We start from the raw sequence: 15,811 nt of genomic DNA, 5'->3' as shown, positions 1-15,811 counted from the left end.
TGCTGCGCCTGAAGGCCAACACCCTGTGGCCCGCCATGCACAAGGTGTCGGCCCCGTTCAATGCCGACCCGCAAAACGCGGCTTTAGCCGAACGGTATGGCATCGTTATTGGCTCCTCCCACGCCGAGCCCATGCTGCGTAACAATGTCGGCGAATGGAAGGAGTCGGGGGAGCGGTTCAACTATGCGACCAATCCGCAGGGAGTGCGTGCCTACTGGCAAACGCGTCTCAAAACCAATGGCCGCTACGAGAATCTCTACACATTGGGAATGCGGGGCATCCACGATTCCGGCATTGTCGGGGCTTCGACGACCGTAGAAAAACAGGCGCTGCTCAACCGCATCCTGTCGGACCAGCGTCAACTGTTGAAAGATACGATCGGTGACCCGAAAACAGTCCCGCAAGTCTTTGTACCCTATAAAGAAGTTCTGGAAATCTACCGCGCCGGGATTGAGCTGCCGGAGGATGTAACGCTGGTCTGGCCCGACGACAATTTCGGCTATATCCGTTACTTCCCCAATGCCGCAGAACAAAAGCGATCAGGGCGATCGGGCGTCTATTATCACCTGTCCTATCTGGGGGCCCCGCTCTCCTATCTGTGGCTTTCGACCACGCCGCCGGCGCTGGCGACCGAAGAGATGGCGCGCGCCTATGACAATGGCGCGGACCGTCTGTGGGTCGTCAATGCCGGGGACATCAAACCGGCAGAGGTCAATCTGACCCACTTTTTCGATCTGGCCTGGGATGTGAAGGGCGTGCGTGCCCTCAGCCAGAAGCAGTACCTGACGCGACTGGCGGGCGAAACCTTTGGCCCGCAAAAGGCCGAAGCGATTGGTGACCTGTGGGACCGCTATTACCGGCTCAATTTCGAGCGCCGCCCGGAACACCTGCAATATTACCTGCCCGGAGAAAAGGTACGCCGCTCCGGTCTGTCGCCACGGCAGGTGTTTGAGCGGGTGAGCGCCTTTGAAAACCTGATGGACGATGTCGAGGCGTTGAAAAGCGACGATCCGGGTCTGTTCCAACTGGTTGAATATCCGCTTAAGGCTTCGGCTCTGGCTAATCGGCGGTTTTTCGCGCTGGAAGCCTATGCGACGGAATATGAGCGCAATCCGCGTCTGGGGGGGCTTTATGCCGGACGTGCACTGGATTTCGACGCGCAGATCAAGGCGTTGACGGCGCGCTACAACAGCGGCAAATGGAAGGGCATTATTGCTGAGGAGCCCGCGGATAATTTGTGGACGTCTTTCCGCCTGTCGCCGCCCGTTCTGCCGGCGGCAACCCTGGGGCAGACGGGGGAACTTCCGGTTTATCGTCTGGCCGATGACGGGGTGATCCGCCTGGAGACCGAAGGGGGTGTCGCCAAAGGCTGGCGTCGGATCGAAGGCCTAGGGCGCGGCGAGGGGAGTCTGCGCGCGGTGATGGCGGATGCGGTTGTTAGCCTCCGCGCCGACATACCCACGGCCGGGACGTGGTGCGTCAGTACCCATATCCTGCCGATCTTCCCGACCGATGGGGCGGCGGCGTGGTCGCTTGATCTCACGACCGAGGGGGTAACCAGGCCTTTGACCTACGCCCGCGGACCGCAGGACAAGGCGTGGCAACAGGGCGTGCTGAATAATCGCCTGACGGCCTCTGTGCCCCTGACATTCGGTGCCGGGTCTCACGACATGCAGCTTCGGTCACCTCGCCCGGATCTCATTCTGGATGGTATCGATTTCGCGCCCGGCCCTTGTCCATAAAAGTCGTTTCAGATGTTCCAGGACTGTGATTTAGTCAGTCCTCATTCTCAGATGGGAGGCTTTGATCATGCGTACATCCCTGTTGACTCTGGTTCTGGCGGCCGGTGTGTCGCTTATGCCGATGATGGCTTTGGCCGATGCCGAAAAGCCAGCCAATCTGATCGCCGATGGTATCCCTGCGGTCCCGGACAGCATTGTCGCCGCCACGCGGCCCTATATGGAGTTCCGCACGGCCAGCTTCCGCGGCTGGGACCCGACGGATCGTTCGATGCTGATTTCGACGCGCTTTGGCAATACGGCGCAACTGCACAGCGTCAGGATGCCGATGGGGGCGCGCACCCAGATCTCGTTTGAGGCTGAGCCGGTCAGCGGGACCTTGTCTCCGAAAGGCGACGTGCTGCTGGTGTCCAAAGACACGGGCGGCAATGAGTTCTTTCAGCTCTATACGCTTAAGGACGGCCGGCTGACCCTGCTGACCGACGGCAAGAGTCGCAATAATTTTCAGGGCTTTTCCAGAGACGGTGAGCTGATCGCCTATAGCTCGACTCGCCGTAACGGTGCCGATACTGACCTTTATGTGATGAACCCGCGCGACCCGAAGACCGACCGTATGGTGGCACAGGTCAGTGGCGGCGGCTGGGGGGGTGCGGACTTTGCGCCGGACAAAAAGACGGCCGTGGTCGCGCAATATATCTCGGTCACCAAGTCGAACCTCTACCTGCTGGACCTCCAGTCGGGGCAGATGACACCCATCGGTGACCACAAGACCGACATTGCCTGGGGCGGGGTGCAGTTTGCGCCGGACGGTACATTGTGGGTGACGTCAGATATCGGCTCTGACTTTCAGCGGCTGGGGACGCTGGATATAAAGACGGGTAAGTTCACGCCCAAATCACCCGATCCCAAATGGGATGTCGAAAGTTTCGACATCGCCGATGACGGCAGCTTCATCGCCTATTCGGTCAATGAAGCCGGTGTTTATCGTCTGAAACTGCTGGACCCGAAGACGGGGACATCCACGCCGGTCACGTCCCTGCCGAAAGGCACGGTGGGTGGGTTTGACATCGCGCCGTGGGGTGAGATTGGCGTCACGGTCGCTTCGGCCAAGGCGGCATCGGATGCCTATTCGATTGATCCCAAAACCATGACTGTGAAGCGCTGGACGCAGTCGGAGACGGGCGGGCTCGATCCCAATGTTAATGCCGAGCCGGAATTCATCGAGGTCACTTCGTTCGATAAGGAAAAGGTGTCGGGCTTCCTCTATCGGCCAGACCCCAAAAAATTCCCCGGCAAGCGGCCGCTGATCGTCAATATTCACGGCGGGCCGGAAGGGCAATCGACGACCGGTTTCCTGGGGCGCAACAACTACCTGCTCAATGAGTTGGGTATCGCCATCTTCTATCCGAACGTGCGCGGCTCGACCGGCTTCGGCAAGCGCTTTGTCTCGCTCGATAACGGGCCGTTTAAGCGCGAGGATTCGGTGAAGGATATCGGGGCCTTCCTCGACGTTCTTGAGACGGATGCGGGCCTTGATGCTGCGAAGTTTGCGGTCACCGGCGGCTCCTATGGCGGCTATATGTGTTACGCCGTGGGTATCCGTTACGGCGCGCGTCTGAAAGGCGCCAACTGCGTGGTGGCCATTTCCAATTTCGTCACCTTCCTCGAAAATACCCAAAGCTACCGCCGTGACCTGCGCCGCGTCGAATATGGCGATGAGCGTGACCCGAAGCAGAAGGCCAAGCTGCTGGAGATTTCGCCGATGACGCGGGTCAGTGAGCTGCGGGTGCCCCTGATGGTGGTCACCGGGGCTAACGACCCGCGCGTGCCCAAGTCGGAAGCCGATCAGATCGTCGAGGCCGTGCGCGCCCGTGGCGGTCTGGCCTGGCATCTGGTCGGCATGGACGAAGGGCATGGCTTCGCCAAGAAGGCCAATCAGGACTATCAGTTCTGGACCAGCCTGATGTTCTGGCAGAAGACCCTGCTGGGGGAATAAATAAACCTCCTCCCTCTGCGTTAGCGGGGAGTTGCAGAGCCTGTCGAGGCAGAGGGGGCATAGCCGTCGTTTTGGCCCCCTCCGTCAGCTCATTTCATTCGCTGCCACCCCCCCCGTACGCTTCGCTACAGGGGAGGAGGTATTTACAGCAAGCCCTTAGTCTTAAGCGCTGCGATCGCTTTCACCAGCGCCGCCTCGTCGCCTGCGCTGACGATGGCCTGAATGCGGTCGGCCCCCAGTTCGGCCAGCACGACGTGGCGGAATTTCATCAGATAGCCGCTGACCTTGGGGTCATAGCCAAAGCGCGGGGCCAGCCTTTCCAGCACGGTGTCGGCGGTTTTTTCGGCGGCACCGGAATGGATATAGCCCGCGTCCGATTCGTTATGGATGAAGCATTCGCGCCAGACGCCGCTTTCGCCCGTTACGCCTTTGCCCCAGTTGATTTCCAGACCGTTTGTCCCTTCGCGTAGATACCCGGCCCTGACCGGATCCACGCGGGCGATGATAGCGGCGGCTTCCAGCCAGGTGGCGACCTTTGCCGCGCCGTCACCGACCGGTGCCGTGTGAGCGCAGGCCTGCGTGATCACCAGGCGCGGCGACAGCTGGCGCGCCATGCTCTCAGCCAGACCGAGCACGTGGTGCGCGCCCGTGCCATTGGGCCCGCCGATGCGCAGTTCGGCTAAGGTGGTGCCGTCGGCCTGCCACTGAAAAACCAGCGCCTTAGCCCAGTCGTGCCACAGGGCGGCGGCTGAGACGAGGCTGGCGTCCACCGGCAGGCCCGCGCTTTCGCTGTAGAGCGCCGAGAGGGCTGCGCCGGAGCGCTGATTGAAGCGTTCGTGCTCCGGCAAACCGCCGGGCCAGCCGTGGTGCGAATGCAGGGGGCCGCCTGGCGCCGCCACAAACGGCTGAGCAAGGGTGGGGCAGGCGCTGCCGTCGGCGGTAACGGGCGGGAAGACCCCGGCGGTGGTTTGCGGGCCGGTATCCGCAACAAAGCCGCGCGCCGCCAGCCGCGTCACGATGACCGACTTGCCTTCGGCGGTCAGCCCGGCGCGATGGCGCACACAGGTGGTCGGAGACAGGGCATCAACGGTTGCCGCGCGGATTCCCGGGTCCGTCAGCCCCTGAGCAGTTTGCTGTAAGCTCTTGTAATCCTTGCGTGCACGCTCGGCCACGTGCGGTTCGGCGGCCATGACCGATGTGGTGCTCAAAAGGACGAGGCTCAGGGCTAAACGTTTCATTTTATTTTCTCGATCAGGGCCATGGCGGCGTGCGGGTTCTTCACCTTGTCCCCACTGATGACATAGGCGAAGACGTCGCGCCTTTTAGCGCCGTTTTCGTGACGGTTTCTTTCGCCGACGCAGGCAATATCGTCGGGCACGGTGCCTTTCTCGATGGCCTTTAGCCGCCCCGACCATTCATCAAGCGCGGCTTGCGCATAGCCGATCGGCTCGTTTTCCTCGGTGCCCAGCAGGCGCAGATAGGCAAAGTCCGCCGTCTGATCGCCGATCTGTGGGAAGTCCTCGTCAAAGGCATTGACCACAGCCACCTTGTAGTGGCGCGCCATGTCAATAAATTCCGGCGTCTGAAAGGTCGGGCTGCGCACCTCGACCGCGTGACGCAGGCTCACCCCGTCATAGGAAGCGGGCAAAAGTTTCAGAAAGGCCTCGAAATCCTCAGCGTCGAACTTTTTGGTCGCCATGAACTGCCAGTTGATCGGCCCCAGCTTGCCCTTCAGTTCGGTGACGCCGGAGGTGATGAATTTTTCAATCGACTCCCCGGCTTCGGCCAGTACGCGACGATTGGTGGTGTAGCGTGAGCCCTTGACGCAGAAGACGAAACCCTCCGGCGTCTCATCGCGCCATTTGGCGAAGGTTTCCGGTTTTTGCGCACCGTAATAGGTCGAATTGATCTCGATGGAGGTCAGTTTGCGGCTGGCATAGTCCAGCTCCTTCTTTTGCGACAGGCCATCGGGATAGAAGGTGCCGCGCCATGGCTCGAAGTTCCAGCCGCCGATACCGATATAGATGCTCATGCCTGCCTCCATGTAGGGTAGGGTCACTATCTACGGCCAATGGACAGGCGCTGTCAGTATGAAAAAGCGGTAGGGTTGCGCCGACATTGCCGTTAAAGTGCGCGAATGAACTTTCTATCGACGTCTGAACGACTGGCCGCGTACCATCTGTGGCTGACTGAGCGCCCCGAACCCTGTGCCGGGATTATGGCGGGGCTTGAAACCGCCCGTCCGATCCGCCTCGATGCCGAGGGGCTGAGGGCCGAAGGCTGGGCGGACGACATGCCGCGCGGCTGGGCCGTGAAGGCGGGGGAGCCGCTGCGCATCGGCGGTTATGACGAAGATCGCGGTATTTACGACAGCGACGTCTTTGCCGGAGACGGCGGCGAACGGCGCACCGTGCATCTGGGGATCGACCTGTTCGCTCCGGCAGGGACGGACGTGTTTGCGCCACTTGCCGGGTCCATTCATTCGTTTCAGGATAACAATAATATCAAGGACTACGGCCCGACGGTTATTGTACAACATGAACCGCAGCCCGGACGGATATTCTGGACACTCTACGGCCATCTCAGCCGCGATAGTCTCGATGGCCTGTTTCCCGGCAAGGCTTTCAACGCGGGTGAGAGGCTGGCGCGGCTGGGCGATGACCGCGTCAATGGGGGCTGGTCGCCGCACCTGCATTTTCAGGTGATCCTCGATCTGGGCGGACGGTCGGGGGACTTTCCCGGCGTCTTCAAACGCTCTGAGCGCGACGTGTGGAAACAGGTCTGCCCCGATCCAAGGCCGCTTTTGGGGCTGACGCACCTGTGATGACGCCGCTTTATGCCGACGATAGCGTGCTGGTTTTCGACAAGCCGGCGGGCCTGCTGTCTGTGCCGGGACGCCTGCCGGAAAACAAGGATTCGCTGGCTTTGCGCGTGCAGGCCCTGTGGCCGGACGCCCTGATCGTGCACCGGCTGGATATGGCCACCTCTGGCCTGATCCTGATGGCGCGCGGGCCGCAGCCGCATCGCAGCCTGTCCATGGCCTTCGCGGAACGGCAGGTCGCCAAGCGTTATGTGGCGGTGGTCGCCGGTGAGGTGGCCGCCGAGCGGGGCGAGGTCGATCTGCCGCTGATCTGTGACTGGCCCAATCGCCCCCGGCAAAAGGTCGATCATGAGGTCGGTAAACCCTCCCTGACCCGCTACACGGTGGTGGCGCGCGAAGTAGGGTGCACGCGGGTGGCGCTGGAGCCCATTACCGGGCGTTCGCATCAGCTCCGGGTGCATATGATGGCGCTAGGCCATCCGATTCTGGGCGATGAGTTCTATGCGCCGGACGAGGTCCGCGCGCTCAGCCCGCGCCTGCTGCTCCATGCCGAATATCTGGCATTTCCGCATCCGGCAGACGGGCGCAGGATCGCGGTCGCCGCCGCACCCGCGTTTTGAAACTTACCGGTTTCTTATGGGCGGGCGCGCTTCCCCGATGGGATCGCTATGCGTGTAGCGTCATAGTGACGGGGTGAGAGTTCTCATTGAAGTCTTTTCTGGGTGACTTCCCTGAGCCACTGCCCCTTCCGGCCTCCCGGAAGGGGCTTTTTTCTGGCTATTTCACCACCGCACAGGCGACACGCGCCCCGGCCCCACCGATGGGCTGGCTTGAATAGTCGTCAGGTGCGGCGTGAACCACGACCGCCGCGCCGTCGGCGTCGTTCAGGGCCGATTTGCCAGGGGTGGGCGCATAGCTGACCAGCGACGAAAAGATTTCCGCTTTGGCCACGCCGTCCTTACCGGCATAGATATTGGTCAGATCGCCATCATCATTGGCGGCGGGGTTCAGCAGGCCGTGCACCAGCGCGCCGTGGCTGGCGTCATGCACGTGGCCTCCGGAATTCTGGAACTTGGCGGTGTCGCCGCAGTCGCCCTTGGCGTGGAAGTGCACGCCGTGCCAGCCTTCGCTAAGGCCTGTCGCTTCGATGCGCAGGATGACGCCCTTGGGCGCTGGGGTGACGGTGACGGTGCCGATGGTCTTGCCGTCATTGCCGATCAGGTCTGACGTCGCCGGGACGGCCAGAACCGGTGTGGCGGCGGCGATCAGGGCCGCGGCGAATGCGAATATGCGCATGGAATTTCCTTCTCTCATCAGTCCCGCCCGGCCGCAGTCTCTCATGCTTGCGAACGGTTATCAATTGGTCTGTGCGGTTTTACGAGGACAGCGGGATGATCCGTCGGCTTGACGTAGGCACAGAGTCGGGGGCAGGTCTCGGTACCACACATCATGTCTTACCGTGCCAAAGGATAGATATTATGACCGCCACCCCCACCACGGACGGCATCAGCCTCGAACCCGGCTGGAAGGCGGCGCTGACGCCGGAATTCCACAGTCCGTACATGCAATCGCTCAAAGCCTTCCTGAAAGAGGAAAAAGCCCACGGCAAGCGCATCTTCCCCAGGGGTAGCGAGTATTTCCGGGCGCTGGACCTCACGCCGCTCGATAAGGTCAAGGTCGTCATTCTGGGGCAGGACCCCTATCACGGCGAAGGTCAGGCGCACGGCCTGTGTTTCAGCGTGCGGCCGGGCGTGCGCATCCCGCCGTCTCTGGTCAATATATACAAGGAGATGCAGAGCGATCTTGGCATCCCGCCCGCGCGACACGGCTTTCTGGAACACTGGGCCAGGCAGGGCGTGCTGCTGCTCAACAGCGTGCTGACGGTTGAGGAGGGCAAGGCGGCCGCGCATCAGGGGCGCGGCTGGGAAAAGTTCACCGACGCGGTGATTGCCCGCGTCAATGCGTTGCCACAACCCGTCGTCTTTATCCTGTGGGGCGCCTATGCGCAGAAAAAAGCCGCCTTTGTCGATGCCTCGCGCCATCTGGTGCTGAAATCGGCACACCCGTCGCCTTTGTCAGCGCATAACGGCTTTCTGGGCAGCCGGCCGTTTTCCAAAACCAATGACTGGCTTAAGGCGCAGGGCGTGACGCCTATCGACTGGAAGCTGCCGGACAATCCTCTGGACGCATAAAAACGCCCGCCGGATGCACCGGCGGGCGTTTTTGAGTGCTTTCAGTATCGGGCTTAGGCGGCGCGCAGGCGCTGCACGAAGGCCACGACCTCGCCTTGCAGGTCGGCAGAACGTTCTTCCAGTTCCGACGACAAGCCCAGCAGTTGCTGCGCCGCGTGGCCGGTCATCTGGGCCGCCTGATCGACGCCCGAAATATGGCCGGTCACGTCGCGCGTGCCGGTGGCGGCGCGGTTGGTATTGGCGGCAATTTCATTCGTCGCTGCGCCCTGTTGTTCGACCGAGGCCGCAATCGAGCCGGTCAGGCCGCCAATCGTCTCAATCGTCCGCACGATGGCGTCGATGGAGCCGACCGTGACCGCCGTTGCCGACTGGATTTCCGAAATCTTGGCACGGATGTCGTCGGTGGCCTTAGCGGTTTGTTGCGCCAGCTGCTTCACTTCGGAGGCGACGACGGCAAAGCCCTTACCGGCTTCCCCGGCGCGCGCCGATTCGATGGTGGCATTGAGCGCCAGCAGGTTGGTCTGAGCAGCGATGGCCTGAATGAGGTTGATGACCTCACCGATCTGCTGAGCGGCGGTCGAAAGCGTCTGAATGGCTTCTTCGGTCTTCTTGGCTTCTTCGACGGCGCTCTGTGTCACTTCGGCGGTACGCACAACCTGATGGTTGATTTCACCGACGCTGGCCGACAGTTCTTCGGTAGCGGCGGCGACGTTTTGCACGTTGTTGGCGGCGTCGATAGCGGCCTGCGACACCGAGGCGGCGCGGTGCGATGCGTCTTCGGCCGTCTCATTGAGGCCGCGGGCGGCTTCGGCAACGGTGCGCGACGAGGAGATAAAGCGCGTAGCCAACTCACCCATATGCTTTTCAAACTCAGCGGCGATGCGGTTACGTTCGGCCATCAGTTCCTGATAGGCGCGCTTTTCGGCCATCTGCTGCTCGACCTTGAGCTGTTCGGCTTCGGCGGCGCGGTCGCGCAGCACGCGGATCGAACGCCACAGGCTGCCGATCTCGTCTTTCGCGGTGTGCTCCGGGATCGGCGTGTCGTAGGCGCCTTCGGAAATGCGCGTCACGCTGCGGTCGATGTTCTGAATCGGGCGCGAAATGACCTTGATGGCGACCCACAGAGACACGGCCAGCAGGGCCAGAATGCCGGTGACGGCCATCAGCAGGAAGAGGGTGGAACGGGTCTGGCTGTAGGCGGCGACCTCAGCCTGCGATTTTTCCAGATCGGCACGGATGGCGGTCACCATCGCGTCGATGTCTTTCTGGAAGCCCGAGCGGTTGGCGCGGTTGGCCTCGTTATTACCGAGCGCATTGGCCTCTTCCGGGGCAATGTCGCGGCCGACACGGGCGATTTCGCGGCGGAAGGTGATGAATTGCTGCGCCTTGGCTTCGACGGCGGCAAAAGCCGGCAGTTCGTTGGGCTCAAGCGTGGCCTTCCACGAGGTCAAAAGCGCCTGAATATCGTCGAGGCCCTTATCGACGCCATCGGCGAACTTCTTGGCCTTTTCGGTGCTTTCGGCCATGTAGACGCCGCGCGATTCCATCACCACAAGGGTGACGAGGCGGTTGAGCTTTTCGCCGTTATAGGCGTTTTGGTTGGCATTGCCGTAGCTGGCCAGGATCTTGTTGTAGTCGCCGATGGTGGCCAGCCCCAGACCGGTAATGGCCGAAGCGATGATGGCGAAGGCGGCGACCAGCGCCAGAATCTTGAACTTGATACTCATCTTTTTTTACCCCGAACTCTGTCCGGAAGATGTGGCCGTCCGCGTGTAAAGGCGGACGGCGCACGTCCCCGTTCAATAACAAGGTTACAATCTAGCCTCAGAGTCTTAAGGCTTTCTGACCGGGAAATTGAGATCACAAAATTTTGTTTTGTAATACAACATGATACATATGGTTTCTATTTACCTTAAGCGGATGAAGCCGGGGCAGAGCGCGGTGTGGCTTTTATAGGGGGTAAAGGCCGGATAGGGCTTGCCCCGCGTCAAGCAGGGTCTTAGGTTTGGCAGCAGATTTAGGGAGACCATCATGAAGACCCGTGCCGCCGTCGCGTTTGAAGCCAAAAAGCCCCTTGAAATTGTCGAGGCCGATCTGGAGGGGCCGCGTCACGGCGAAGTGCTGGTCGAAATCAAGGCGACGGGGGTTTGCCATACCGACGCCTACACGCTGGACGGACTCGATTCCGAAGGGCTGTTTCCCTCTATCCTTGGCCACGAAGGCGCGGGCGTTGTGCTGGAGGTCGGCCCCGGTGTCACCTCATTGAAGCCGGGTGATCACGTTATCCCGCTTTACACGCCGGAATGCCGTGAGTGTAAATCCTGCCTCAGCCGCAAGACCAACCTGTGTACCGCCATTCGTGGCACGCAGGGCAAGGGGCTGATGCCGGATGGCACGTCGCGCTTTTCCTATAAGGGGCAGGCCATCCATCACTATATGGGTTGCTCGACCTTCGCCAATCACACGGTCCTGCCTGAGATTGCGCTGGCGAAAATCCGCCCCGACGCGCCGTTCGACAAGGCCTGCTATATTGGCTGCGGCGTGACGACCGGCGTCGGCGCGGTGATTCACACGGCGCAGGTCGAGCCGGGGGCCAATGCCGTGGTCTTCGGTCTGGGCGGCATCGGTCTGAACGTCATTCAGGGTCTGAAGCTGGTCGGGGCGGACAAGATCGTCGGCGTCGATATCAACGACTCAAAGGAAGAGTGGGGCCGTCGCTTCGGCATGACCCACTTCGTCAATCCGAAAAAGGTGTCGGGCGATATCGTCGCGCATCTGGTCGAGCTGACCGGCGGTGGGGCGGACTACACGTTCGACTGCACCGGTAATGTCGAGGTCATGCGTCAGGCGCTGGAGGCCTGCCACCGCGGCTGGGGCGAAAGCATCATTATCGGCGTGGCGCCGGCCGGAGCCGAGATCAAAACCCGCCCGTTCCAGCTTGTGACCGGGCGTGTATGGAAGGGCTCGGCCTTTGGCGGTGCGCGCGGCCGCACTGACGTGCCGAAGATCGTCGATTGGTACATGGACGGCAAGATCGAGATCGACCCGATGATCACCCACACCCTGCCGCTGGAGCGCATCAATGAGGCCTTTGACCTGATGCACGCCGGCGAAAGCATCCGGAGCGTGATCGTATTCTGATGGAAGAGGACGACGATTTCGAAATCGAGCACGTCGAACCCTATAGCTGCGTCTTCTGTTCCGAGCCCATCGAGGACGAAAACGCCGCCGTGACCCTGACCGCGACGTGGATGCCGCACTGGCGCGCCGCCAAGTTTTCGCCTCTGGCGCAGGACTTCTGGTGCCATTCGGCGTGCCTGCAAAAGAACTGGCACGGGTCGTGGCCGTGGGAACCGCATGTGCTGTTCGGCGTCGATACGGGCGATGACCGCGACTATGCTGAGTCGCTGGCGCTGACCGTGGCGCGGCCTGAAGATCGCGCCGATATCGAAGACATGCTGGGGCTGGCCTACGAAGAAGGTCTGCACCGGTCCTACGGCTCGGATCTGGTCGAGGAGGTGCTGCCGTTCCTGACCGTGCTCGATCCGGCGCTGCTGACCTGCGGCACGTTTTACGTTATGGCCGATATGGACGGACAAATCGCCGCCTGCGGTGGCTTCACCCGCGAAGCCCCCGGTTCGGGCGAAGTCATCGAAGGCGTTGCCCATATCCGCCACTTTGCCACCCATCCGGACTTTGCCGGGTTTGGTGTGGGCAGCCGTCTGTTCCAGCACTGCCTGAAAGAGGCCAAGGCGGCGGGCCTGCGGGAATTTGTCTGCTATTCCGGGCTCAATGCCGAAGGTTTTTACCGGACGCTGGGCTTCAAGCGTGAAAATCTGATTGAAATTCACATGGCGGAGGGCGTCATCCTGCCCGGTATCCTGCTGCGCCGACTGATCTGAGGGTTTAATCATGGACATTACCGCGCAACACCGTCTGTTCGGCGGCACGCTGAGCTTTGTGAAACACGACTCGGCCGCGACCCAGACGCCGATGGCGCTCAGCGTCTTCGTGCCGCCAAGAAACGAAAAGAACGGCGAGGGGCTATTCCCAGTGCTGATCTGGCTGTCTGGCCTGACCTGCACGGCCAACAATTTCACCGAGAAGGCCGGGGCTTATAAGCGCGCGGCTGAGCTGGGCCTGATGATCGTGGCACCGGACACGTCACCGCGTGGCGAGGGCGTTGCCAATGATGAGGCCTATGATCTGGGGCAGGGGGCAGGCTTTTATGTCAACGCCACGCAAAGCCCATGGGCGGCGCATTTCCAGATGGAAACCTATGTCACGCACGATCTGCTTGAGCTGATCGCGGCGGAGTTCCCGGCGGATATGAGCCGCCTTGGCTTGTCCGGCCATTCGATGGGCGGGCACGGCGCGCTGACTCTGGCCATGAACTATTCGCACCTGTTCAAATCGGTTTCGGCCTTTGCGCCGATTGCCTCGCCCGTCCACTGTCCGTGGGGGCAGAAGGCGATGGAAGCCTATCTTGGCCCGTCGCACGAAGCATGGGAAACATACGATGCAGCCCTGCGTCTGGCCAAGGGTAAGGCCCTGCCGTTCGATGAAATTCTGGTCGATCAGGGGCTGGCCGACCCCTTCCTTGAAACCCAACTGATGCCGCATCTGCTGGAACAGGCTGCGGGGGTGGTGGGGCAAAAGCTGACCCTGCGCCGTCACGAAGGTTATGACCACAGCTACTATTTCATCGCCAGCTTCATCGATGAGCACCTCGACTTTCACGCGGCTCGCCTCAAAGTCTGAGACAGAAAGCCTGAGCGGGCGAAAGCCCTGATCACGTATAATTTAGTTCACGACATCATTGCGCGCTGCGATATTCGCCTTTACGGTTAGTATCGGAGCCGCAGGATGGCTTCGTTCCGGATCTTCCCCCCAATGTTACTCCTTGCCTGTGCCGTCGTCCTCCTTCTGGTGGTGCTGAACGGCATATTTGCCATGTCCGAACTGGCCGTGGTGTCGTCTCGCCGTGCCAAGCTGCAAAGCCGTGCCGACAAGGGGGACAAGGGGGCGCAACAGGCGCTTAAGCTGTCGCAGGACCCGACGCGCTTCCTGTCGGCGGTGCAGGTCGGCATTACGCTGATCGGTATTCTGGCCGGTGCCTATGGTCAGGCCACGATCGCCAGTGAGCTGGATCACCTGCTGGAACATAACTTCCCGACGCTCGCCCCCTATAGCGAGGCACTGGCCACCGGTATTGTCGTCGTGCTTCTCACCTATCTGTCGCTGATCGTCGGCGAACTGGTGCCCAAGCGCGTGGCACTGATCTTCCCGGAAACCATTGCGGGTATCGTCTCACGTCCGCTGTCGTTTCTGGCCATGTGCATGGGCCCGTTTGTGACGTTGCTGACCGGCTCGACCACACTGGTCCTGCGTCTTCTGGGTATCCGCGACGAAAAGGGCGAGACTATCACGCAGGAAGAGGTGGAAACCGCTCTGGCCGAAGGTATGGGCGCGGGCCTGATCGAGCCGGCGGAACAGGCCATGATGACCGAAGTGATGCGTCTGGGCGACCGTCCGGCGCGCGTGGCCATGACGCCGCGCCCCGAAGTGTACTGGATTTCTATTGATGACGAAGAAAAGGTCATCCGCAATGACATCCGCGCCTGCCCCTATTCGCGCATCGTCGTGGTGCGCGGTCAGGACATGGAAAACCCCATCGGTATCCTGCATAAGCGCGATGTGGCCGATACGCTCTTGAGCGGTGAGCCGCTTGACCTGCAAAAGCTGATCGCCGAGCCGATCTATATTCCCGATACCACCTCGCTCCTTCAGGCGCTCGACATGTTCAAGGCGTCGAAGCTGCATATCGCCTTTGTCGTCAATGAGTTCGGCACAATCGAAGGCGTGCTGACTCCGACCGACCTGCTGGAAATGATCGCCGGTGACTTCAATGAGGAGCACGACGACGAACAGCCGATGATCCTGCACCGGGAGGACGGCTCGTGTCTGGTCGATGGCCGCGCTGACCTGTTCGAGCTGTCGGAAGCGCTGGATGAGGCCTACGAGCCCGGCACCGGTTACCACACGGCGGCGGGTCTGGTCCTGCACCGTCTGGGTCGCTTCCCCAAGGAGGGCGAAATCCTGACCCTGGGTCATCACCGCGTCGAGGTCATCGACATGGACGAACGCCGCATCGACAAGCTGCTGTTCACGTCCATTCGCAAGCCGGAAAAGGACGAGGCGGACGAGGAGTAGGCCGGGTTTGGCGCGGCAGCGGCTTGACTCTGCGCGCCGATGACGCCATAAGCGCCGCTTCTCCTGCTTACCTTCGGTAGGCGGGCTATTACGGGTTGATCCTGAACCGCCGTTGAAATCGCTGTCTCGCACTCTCGCGGGACGCCGGACAGGGTTATATAAAGGTAAGACTATGTCGAAGCGCCACAGCGCCAAGTACAAGCTCGACCGCGCCATGGGTGAAAACCTGTGGGGCCGTCCCAAGTCCCCCGTCAACAAGCGCTCCTACGGCCCCGGCCAGCACGGTCAGCGTCGCAAGTCCAAGGTTTCGGACTTCGGCCTGCAACTGCGCGCCAAGCAAAAGCTGAAGGGCTACTACGGCAACATCACCGAGAAGCAATTCTCGAAGATCTACGAAGAGGCCGATCGCCGCAAGGGCAACACCTCTGAGAACCTGATCGCGCTGCTGGAGTCGCGTCTGGACGCCATCGTCTATCGCTGCAAGTTCGTGCCGACCGTGTGGGCGGCCCGTCAGTTCGTCAACCACGGCCACGTGCTGGTCAACGGCAAGAAGGTGAACATCGCCTCTTATCGCGTGAAGGTCGGCGACGTGATCGAGGTCCGTGAGCGTTCGCGCAACATGGCCCTGGTGCTCGAAGCCCTGCAATCGCCCGAGCGCGACGTGCCGGACTATATCGAACTGGACGCCAAGGCGATGAAGGCCACCTATCTGCGCCTGCCGGAACTGTCGGAAGTTCCGTATCCGGTCAAGATGGAGCCGAACCTGATCGTCGAATATTACTCCTCGTAATAGTCGAAGCCGCGACGGTGAAAACAAAAACCCCGGAAGGTTCGCCTTCCGGGGCTTTTT

Annotated in this window: 14 protein-coding genes; 10 read left to right on the top strand and 4 right to left on the bottom strand. The window is 61.2% G+C overall.

Features of this window, described 5'->3' with window-relative positions:
- Both Q0072_RS02430 and Q0072_RS02425 read left to right on the top strand, forming a co-directional pair.
- Positions 1-1,742: glycosyl hydrolase 115 family protein (locus Q0072_RS02430; RefSeq protein WP_298325211.1), on the top strand; the 1,742-nt coding region annotated here is incomplete at its 5' end.
- Positions 1,743-1,809: 67 nt separating this feature from the next.
- Positions 1,810-3,735 carry a prolyl oligopeptidase family serine peptidase gene (locus Q0072_RS02425; protein WP_298325208.1) on the top strand — a complete coding sequence of 642 codons (1,926 nt, stop codon included), beginning with the start codon at positions 1,810-1,812 and terminating at the stop codon, positions 3,733-3,735.
- Positions 3,736-3,878: 143 nt separating this feature from the next.
- On the opposite strand, the gene Q0072_RS02420 is transcribed toward Q0072_RS02425, so the two are convergent.
- On the bottom strand, positions 3,879-4,973 hold the full coding sequence (locus Q0072_RS02420) for a hypothetical protein (RefSeq protein ID WP_298325205.1): 1,095 nt from the start codon (positions 4,971-4,973) through the stop codon (positions 3,879-3,881).
- Positions 4,970-5,767, bottom strand: a complete 798-nt coding sequence (locus Q0072_RS02415) for a DUF72 domain-containing protein (protein ID WP_298325202.1) — start codon at positions 5,765-5,767, stop codon at positions 4,970-4,972. The genes Q0072_RS02420 and Q0072_RS02415 overlap by 4 nt, the downstream gene beginning before the upstream one ends.
- Before the next feature lie 105 nt (positions 5,768-5,872).
- Between Q0072_RS02415 and Q0072_RS02410 the strand changes: the two genes are divergently transcribed.
- Entirely contained in the window at positions 5,873-6,559 is a 687-nt protein-coding gene (locus Q0072_RS02410; protein WP_298325199.1) for a peptidoglycan DD-metalloendopeptidase family protein, read from the top strand.
- Entirely contained in the window at positions 6,559-7,176 is a 618-nt protein-coding gene (locus Q0072_RS02405) for a pseudouridine synthase (protein WP_298325214.1), read from the top strand. The genes Q0072_RS02410 and Q0072_RS02405 overlap by 1 nt, the downstream gene beginning before the upstream one ends.
- Before the next feature lie 157 nt (positions 7,177-7,333).
- On the opposite strand, the gene Q0072_RS02400 is transcribed toward Q0072_RS02405, so the two are convergent.
- Positions 7,334-7,852, bottom strand: a complete 519-nt coding sequence (locus tag Q0072_RS02400; RefSeq protein WP_298325196.1) for a superoxide dismutase family protein — start codon at positions 7,850-7,852, stop codon at positions 7,334-7,336.
- A 182-nt stretch (positions 7,853-8,034) separates the two neighbouring features.
- On the opposite strand from Q0072_RS02400, the gene ung reads away from it, so the two are divergent.
- Positions 8,035-8,748: a uracil-DNA glycosylase gene (ung, locus tag Q0072_RS02395; RefSeq protein ID WP_298325193.1), complete on the top strand. Its 714-nt coding sequence runs from the start codon at positions 8,035-8,037 to the stop codon at positions 8,746-8,748.
- 53 nt (positions 8,749-8,801) lie between these two features.
- Here ung and Q0072_RS02390 read toward each other — a convergent pair whose 3' ends face one another.
- Entirely contained in the window at positions 8,802-10,475 is a 1,674-nt protein-coding gene (locus Q0072_RS02390) for a methyl-accepting chemotaxis protein (protein WP_041659400.1), read from the bottom strand.
- 304 nt (positions 10,476-10,779) lie between these two features.
- On the opposite strand from Q0072_RS02390, the gene Q0072_RS02385 reads away from it, so the two are divergent.
- The 5 genes from Q0072_RS02385 (at position 10,780) to rpsD (ending at position 15,751) form a co-directional block, all read left to right on the top strand.
- Complete coding sequence (locus Q0072_RS02385; RefSeq protein ID WP_298325186.1) at positions 10,780-11,889, top strand: S-(hydroxymethyl)glutathione dehydrogenase/class III alcohol dehydrogenase; 1,110 nt, start codon at positions 10,780-10,782, stop codon at positions 11,887-11,889.
- Positions 11,889-12,650: a GNAT family N-acetyltransferase gene (locus tag Q0072_RS02380; RefSeq protein ID WP_013480538.1), complete on the top strand. Its 762-nt coding sequence runs from the start codon at positions 11,889-11,891 to the stop codon at positions 12,648-12,650. Before Q0072_RS02385 ends, Q0072_RS02380 begins: the two co-directional genes overlap by 1 nt.
- A 10-nt stretch (positions 12,651-12,660) precedes the next feature.
- On the top strand, positions 12,661-13,509 hold the full coding sequence (fghA, locus tag Q0072_RS02375) for an S-formylglutathione hydrolase (RefSeq protein ID WP_298325183.1): 849 nt from the start codon (positions 12,661-12,663) through the stop codon (positions 13,507-13,509).
- Positions 13,510-13,641: 132 nt separating this feature from the next.
- Complete coding sequence (locus tag Q0072_RS02370) at positions 13,642-14,961, top strand: hemolysin family protein (protein ID WP_298325180.1); 1,320 nt, start codon at positions 13,642-13,644, stop codon at positions 14,959-14,961.
- Between the two features lie 172 nt (positions 14,962-15,133).
- Complete coding sequence (gene rpsD / locus Q0072_RS02365; protein ID WP_013480534.1) at positions 15,134-15,751, top strand: 30S ribosomal protein S4; 618 nt, start codon at positions 15,134-15,136, stop codon at positions 15,749-15,751.
- Positions 15,752-15,811 lie beyond the last annotated feature (60 nt).

Source organism: Asticcacaulis sp. (genome assembly GCF_027484505.1).
In the GTDB taxonomy this organism is placed as follows: Bacteria; Pseudomonadota; Alphaproteobacteria; order Caulobacterales; family Caulobacteraceae; genus Asticcacaulis.
This window is presented reverse-complemented; position numbering and strand designations above follow the sequence as displayed.

Excerpts from the sequence above, each read along its gene's own strand:
- Q0072_RS02370 (WP_298325180.1), top strand. The coding sequence starts at position 13,642 with ATGTTACTCCTTGCCTGTGCCGTCGTCCTCCTTCTGGTGGTGCTGAAC.
- Q0072_RS02420 (WP_298325205.1), bottom strand. The coding sequence starts at position 4,973 with ATGAAACGTTTAGCCCTGAGCCTCGTCCTTTTGAGCACCACATCGGTC.
- ung (WP_298325193.1), top strand. The coding sequence starts at position 8,035 with ATGACCGCCACCCCCACCACGGACGGCATCAGCCTCGAACCCGGCTGG.
- Q0072_RS02405 (WP_298325214.1), top strand. The coding sequence starts at position 6,559 with ATGACGCCGCTTTATGCCGACGATAGCGTGCTGGTTTTCGACAAGCCG.
- Q0072_RS02385 (WP_298325186.1), top strand. The coding sequence starts at position 10,780 with ATGAAGACCCGTGCCGCCGTCGCGTTTGAAGCCAAAAAGCCCCTTGAA.
- Q0072_RS02415 (WP_298325202.1), bottom strand. The coding sequence starts at position 5,767 with ATGAGCATCTATATCGGTATCGGCGGCTGGAACTTCGAGCCATGGCGC.
- Q0072_RS02410 (WP_298325199.1), top strand. The coding sequence starts at position 5,873 with ATGAACTTTCTATCGACGTCTGAACGACTGGCCGCGTACCATCTGTGG.
- fghA (WP_298325183.1), top strand. The coding sequence starts at position 12,661 with ATGGACATTACCGCGCAACACCGTCTGTTCGGCGGCACGCTGAGCTTT.
- rpsD (WP_013480534.1), top strand. The coding sequence starts at position 15,134 with ATGTCGAAGCGCCACAGCGCCAAGTACAAGCTCGACCGCGCCATGGGT.
- Q0072_RS02380 (WP_013480538.1), top strand. The coding sequence starts at position 11,889 with ATGGAAGAGGACGACGATTTCGAAATCGAGCACGTCGAACCCTATAGC.
- Q0072_RS02400 (WP_298325196.1), bottom strand. The coding sequence starts at position 7,852 with ATGCGCATATTCGCATTCGCCGCGGCCCTGATCGCCGCCGCCACACCG.
- Q0072_RS02390 (WP_041659400.1), bottom strand. The coding sequence starts at position 10,475 with ATGAGTATCAAGTTCAAGATTCTGGCGCTGGTCGCCGCCTTCGCCATC.
- Q0072_RS02425 (WP_298325208.1), top strand. The coding sequence starts at position 1,810 with ATGCGTACATCCCTGTTGACTCTGGTTCTGGCGGCCGGTGTGTCGCTT.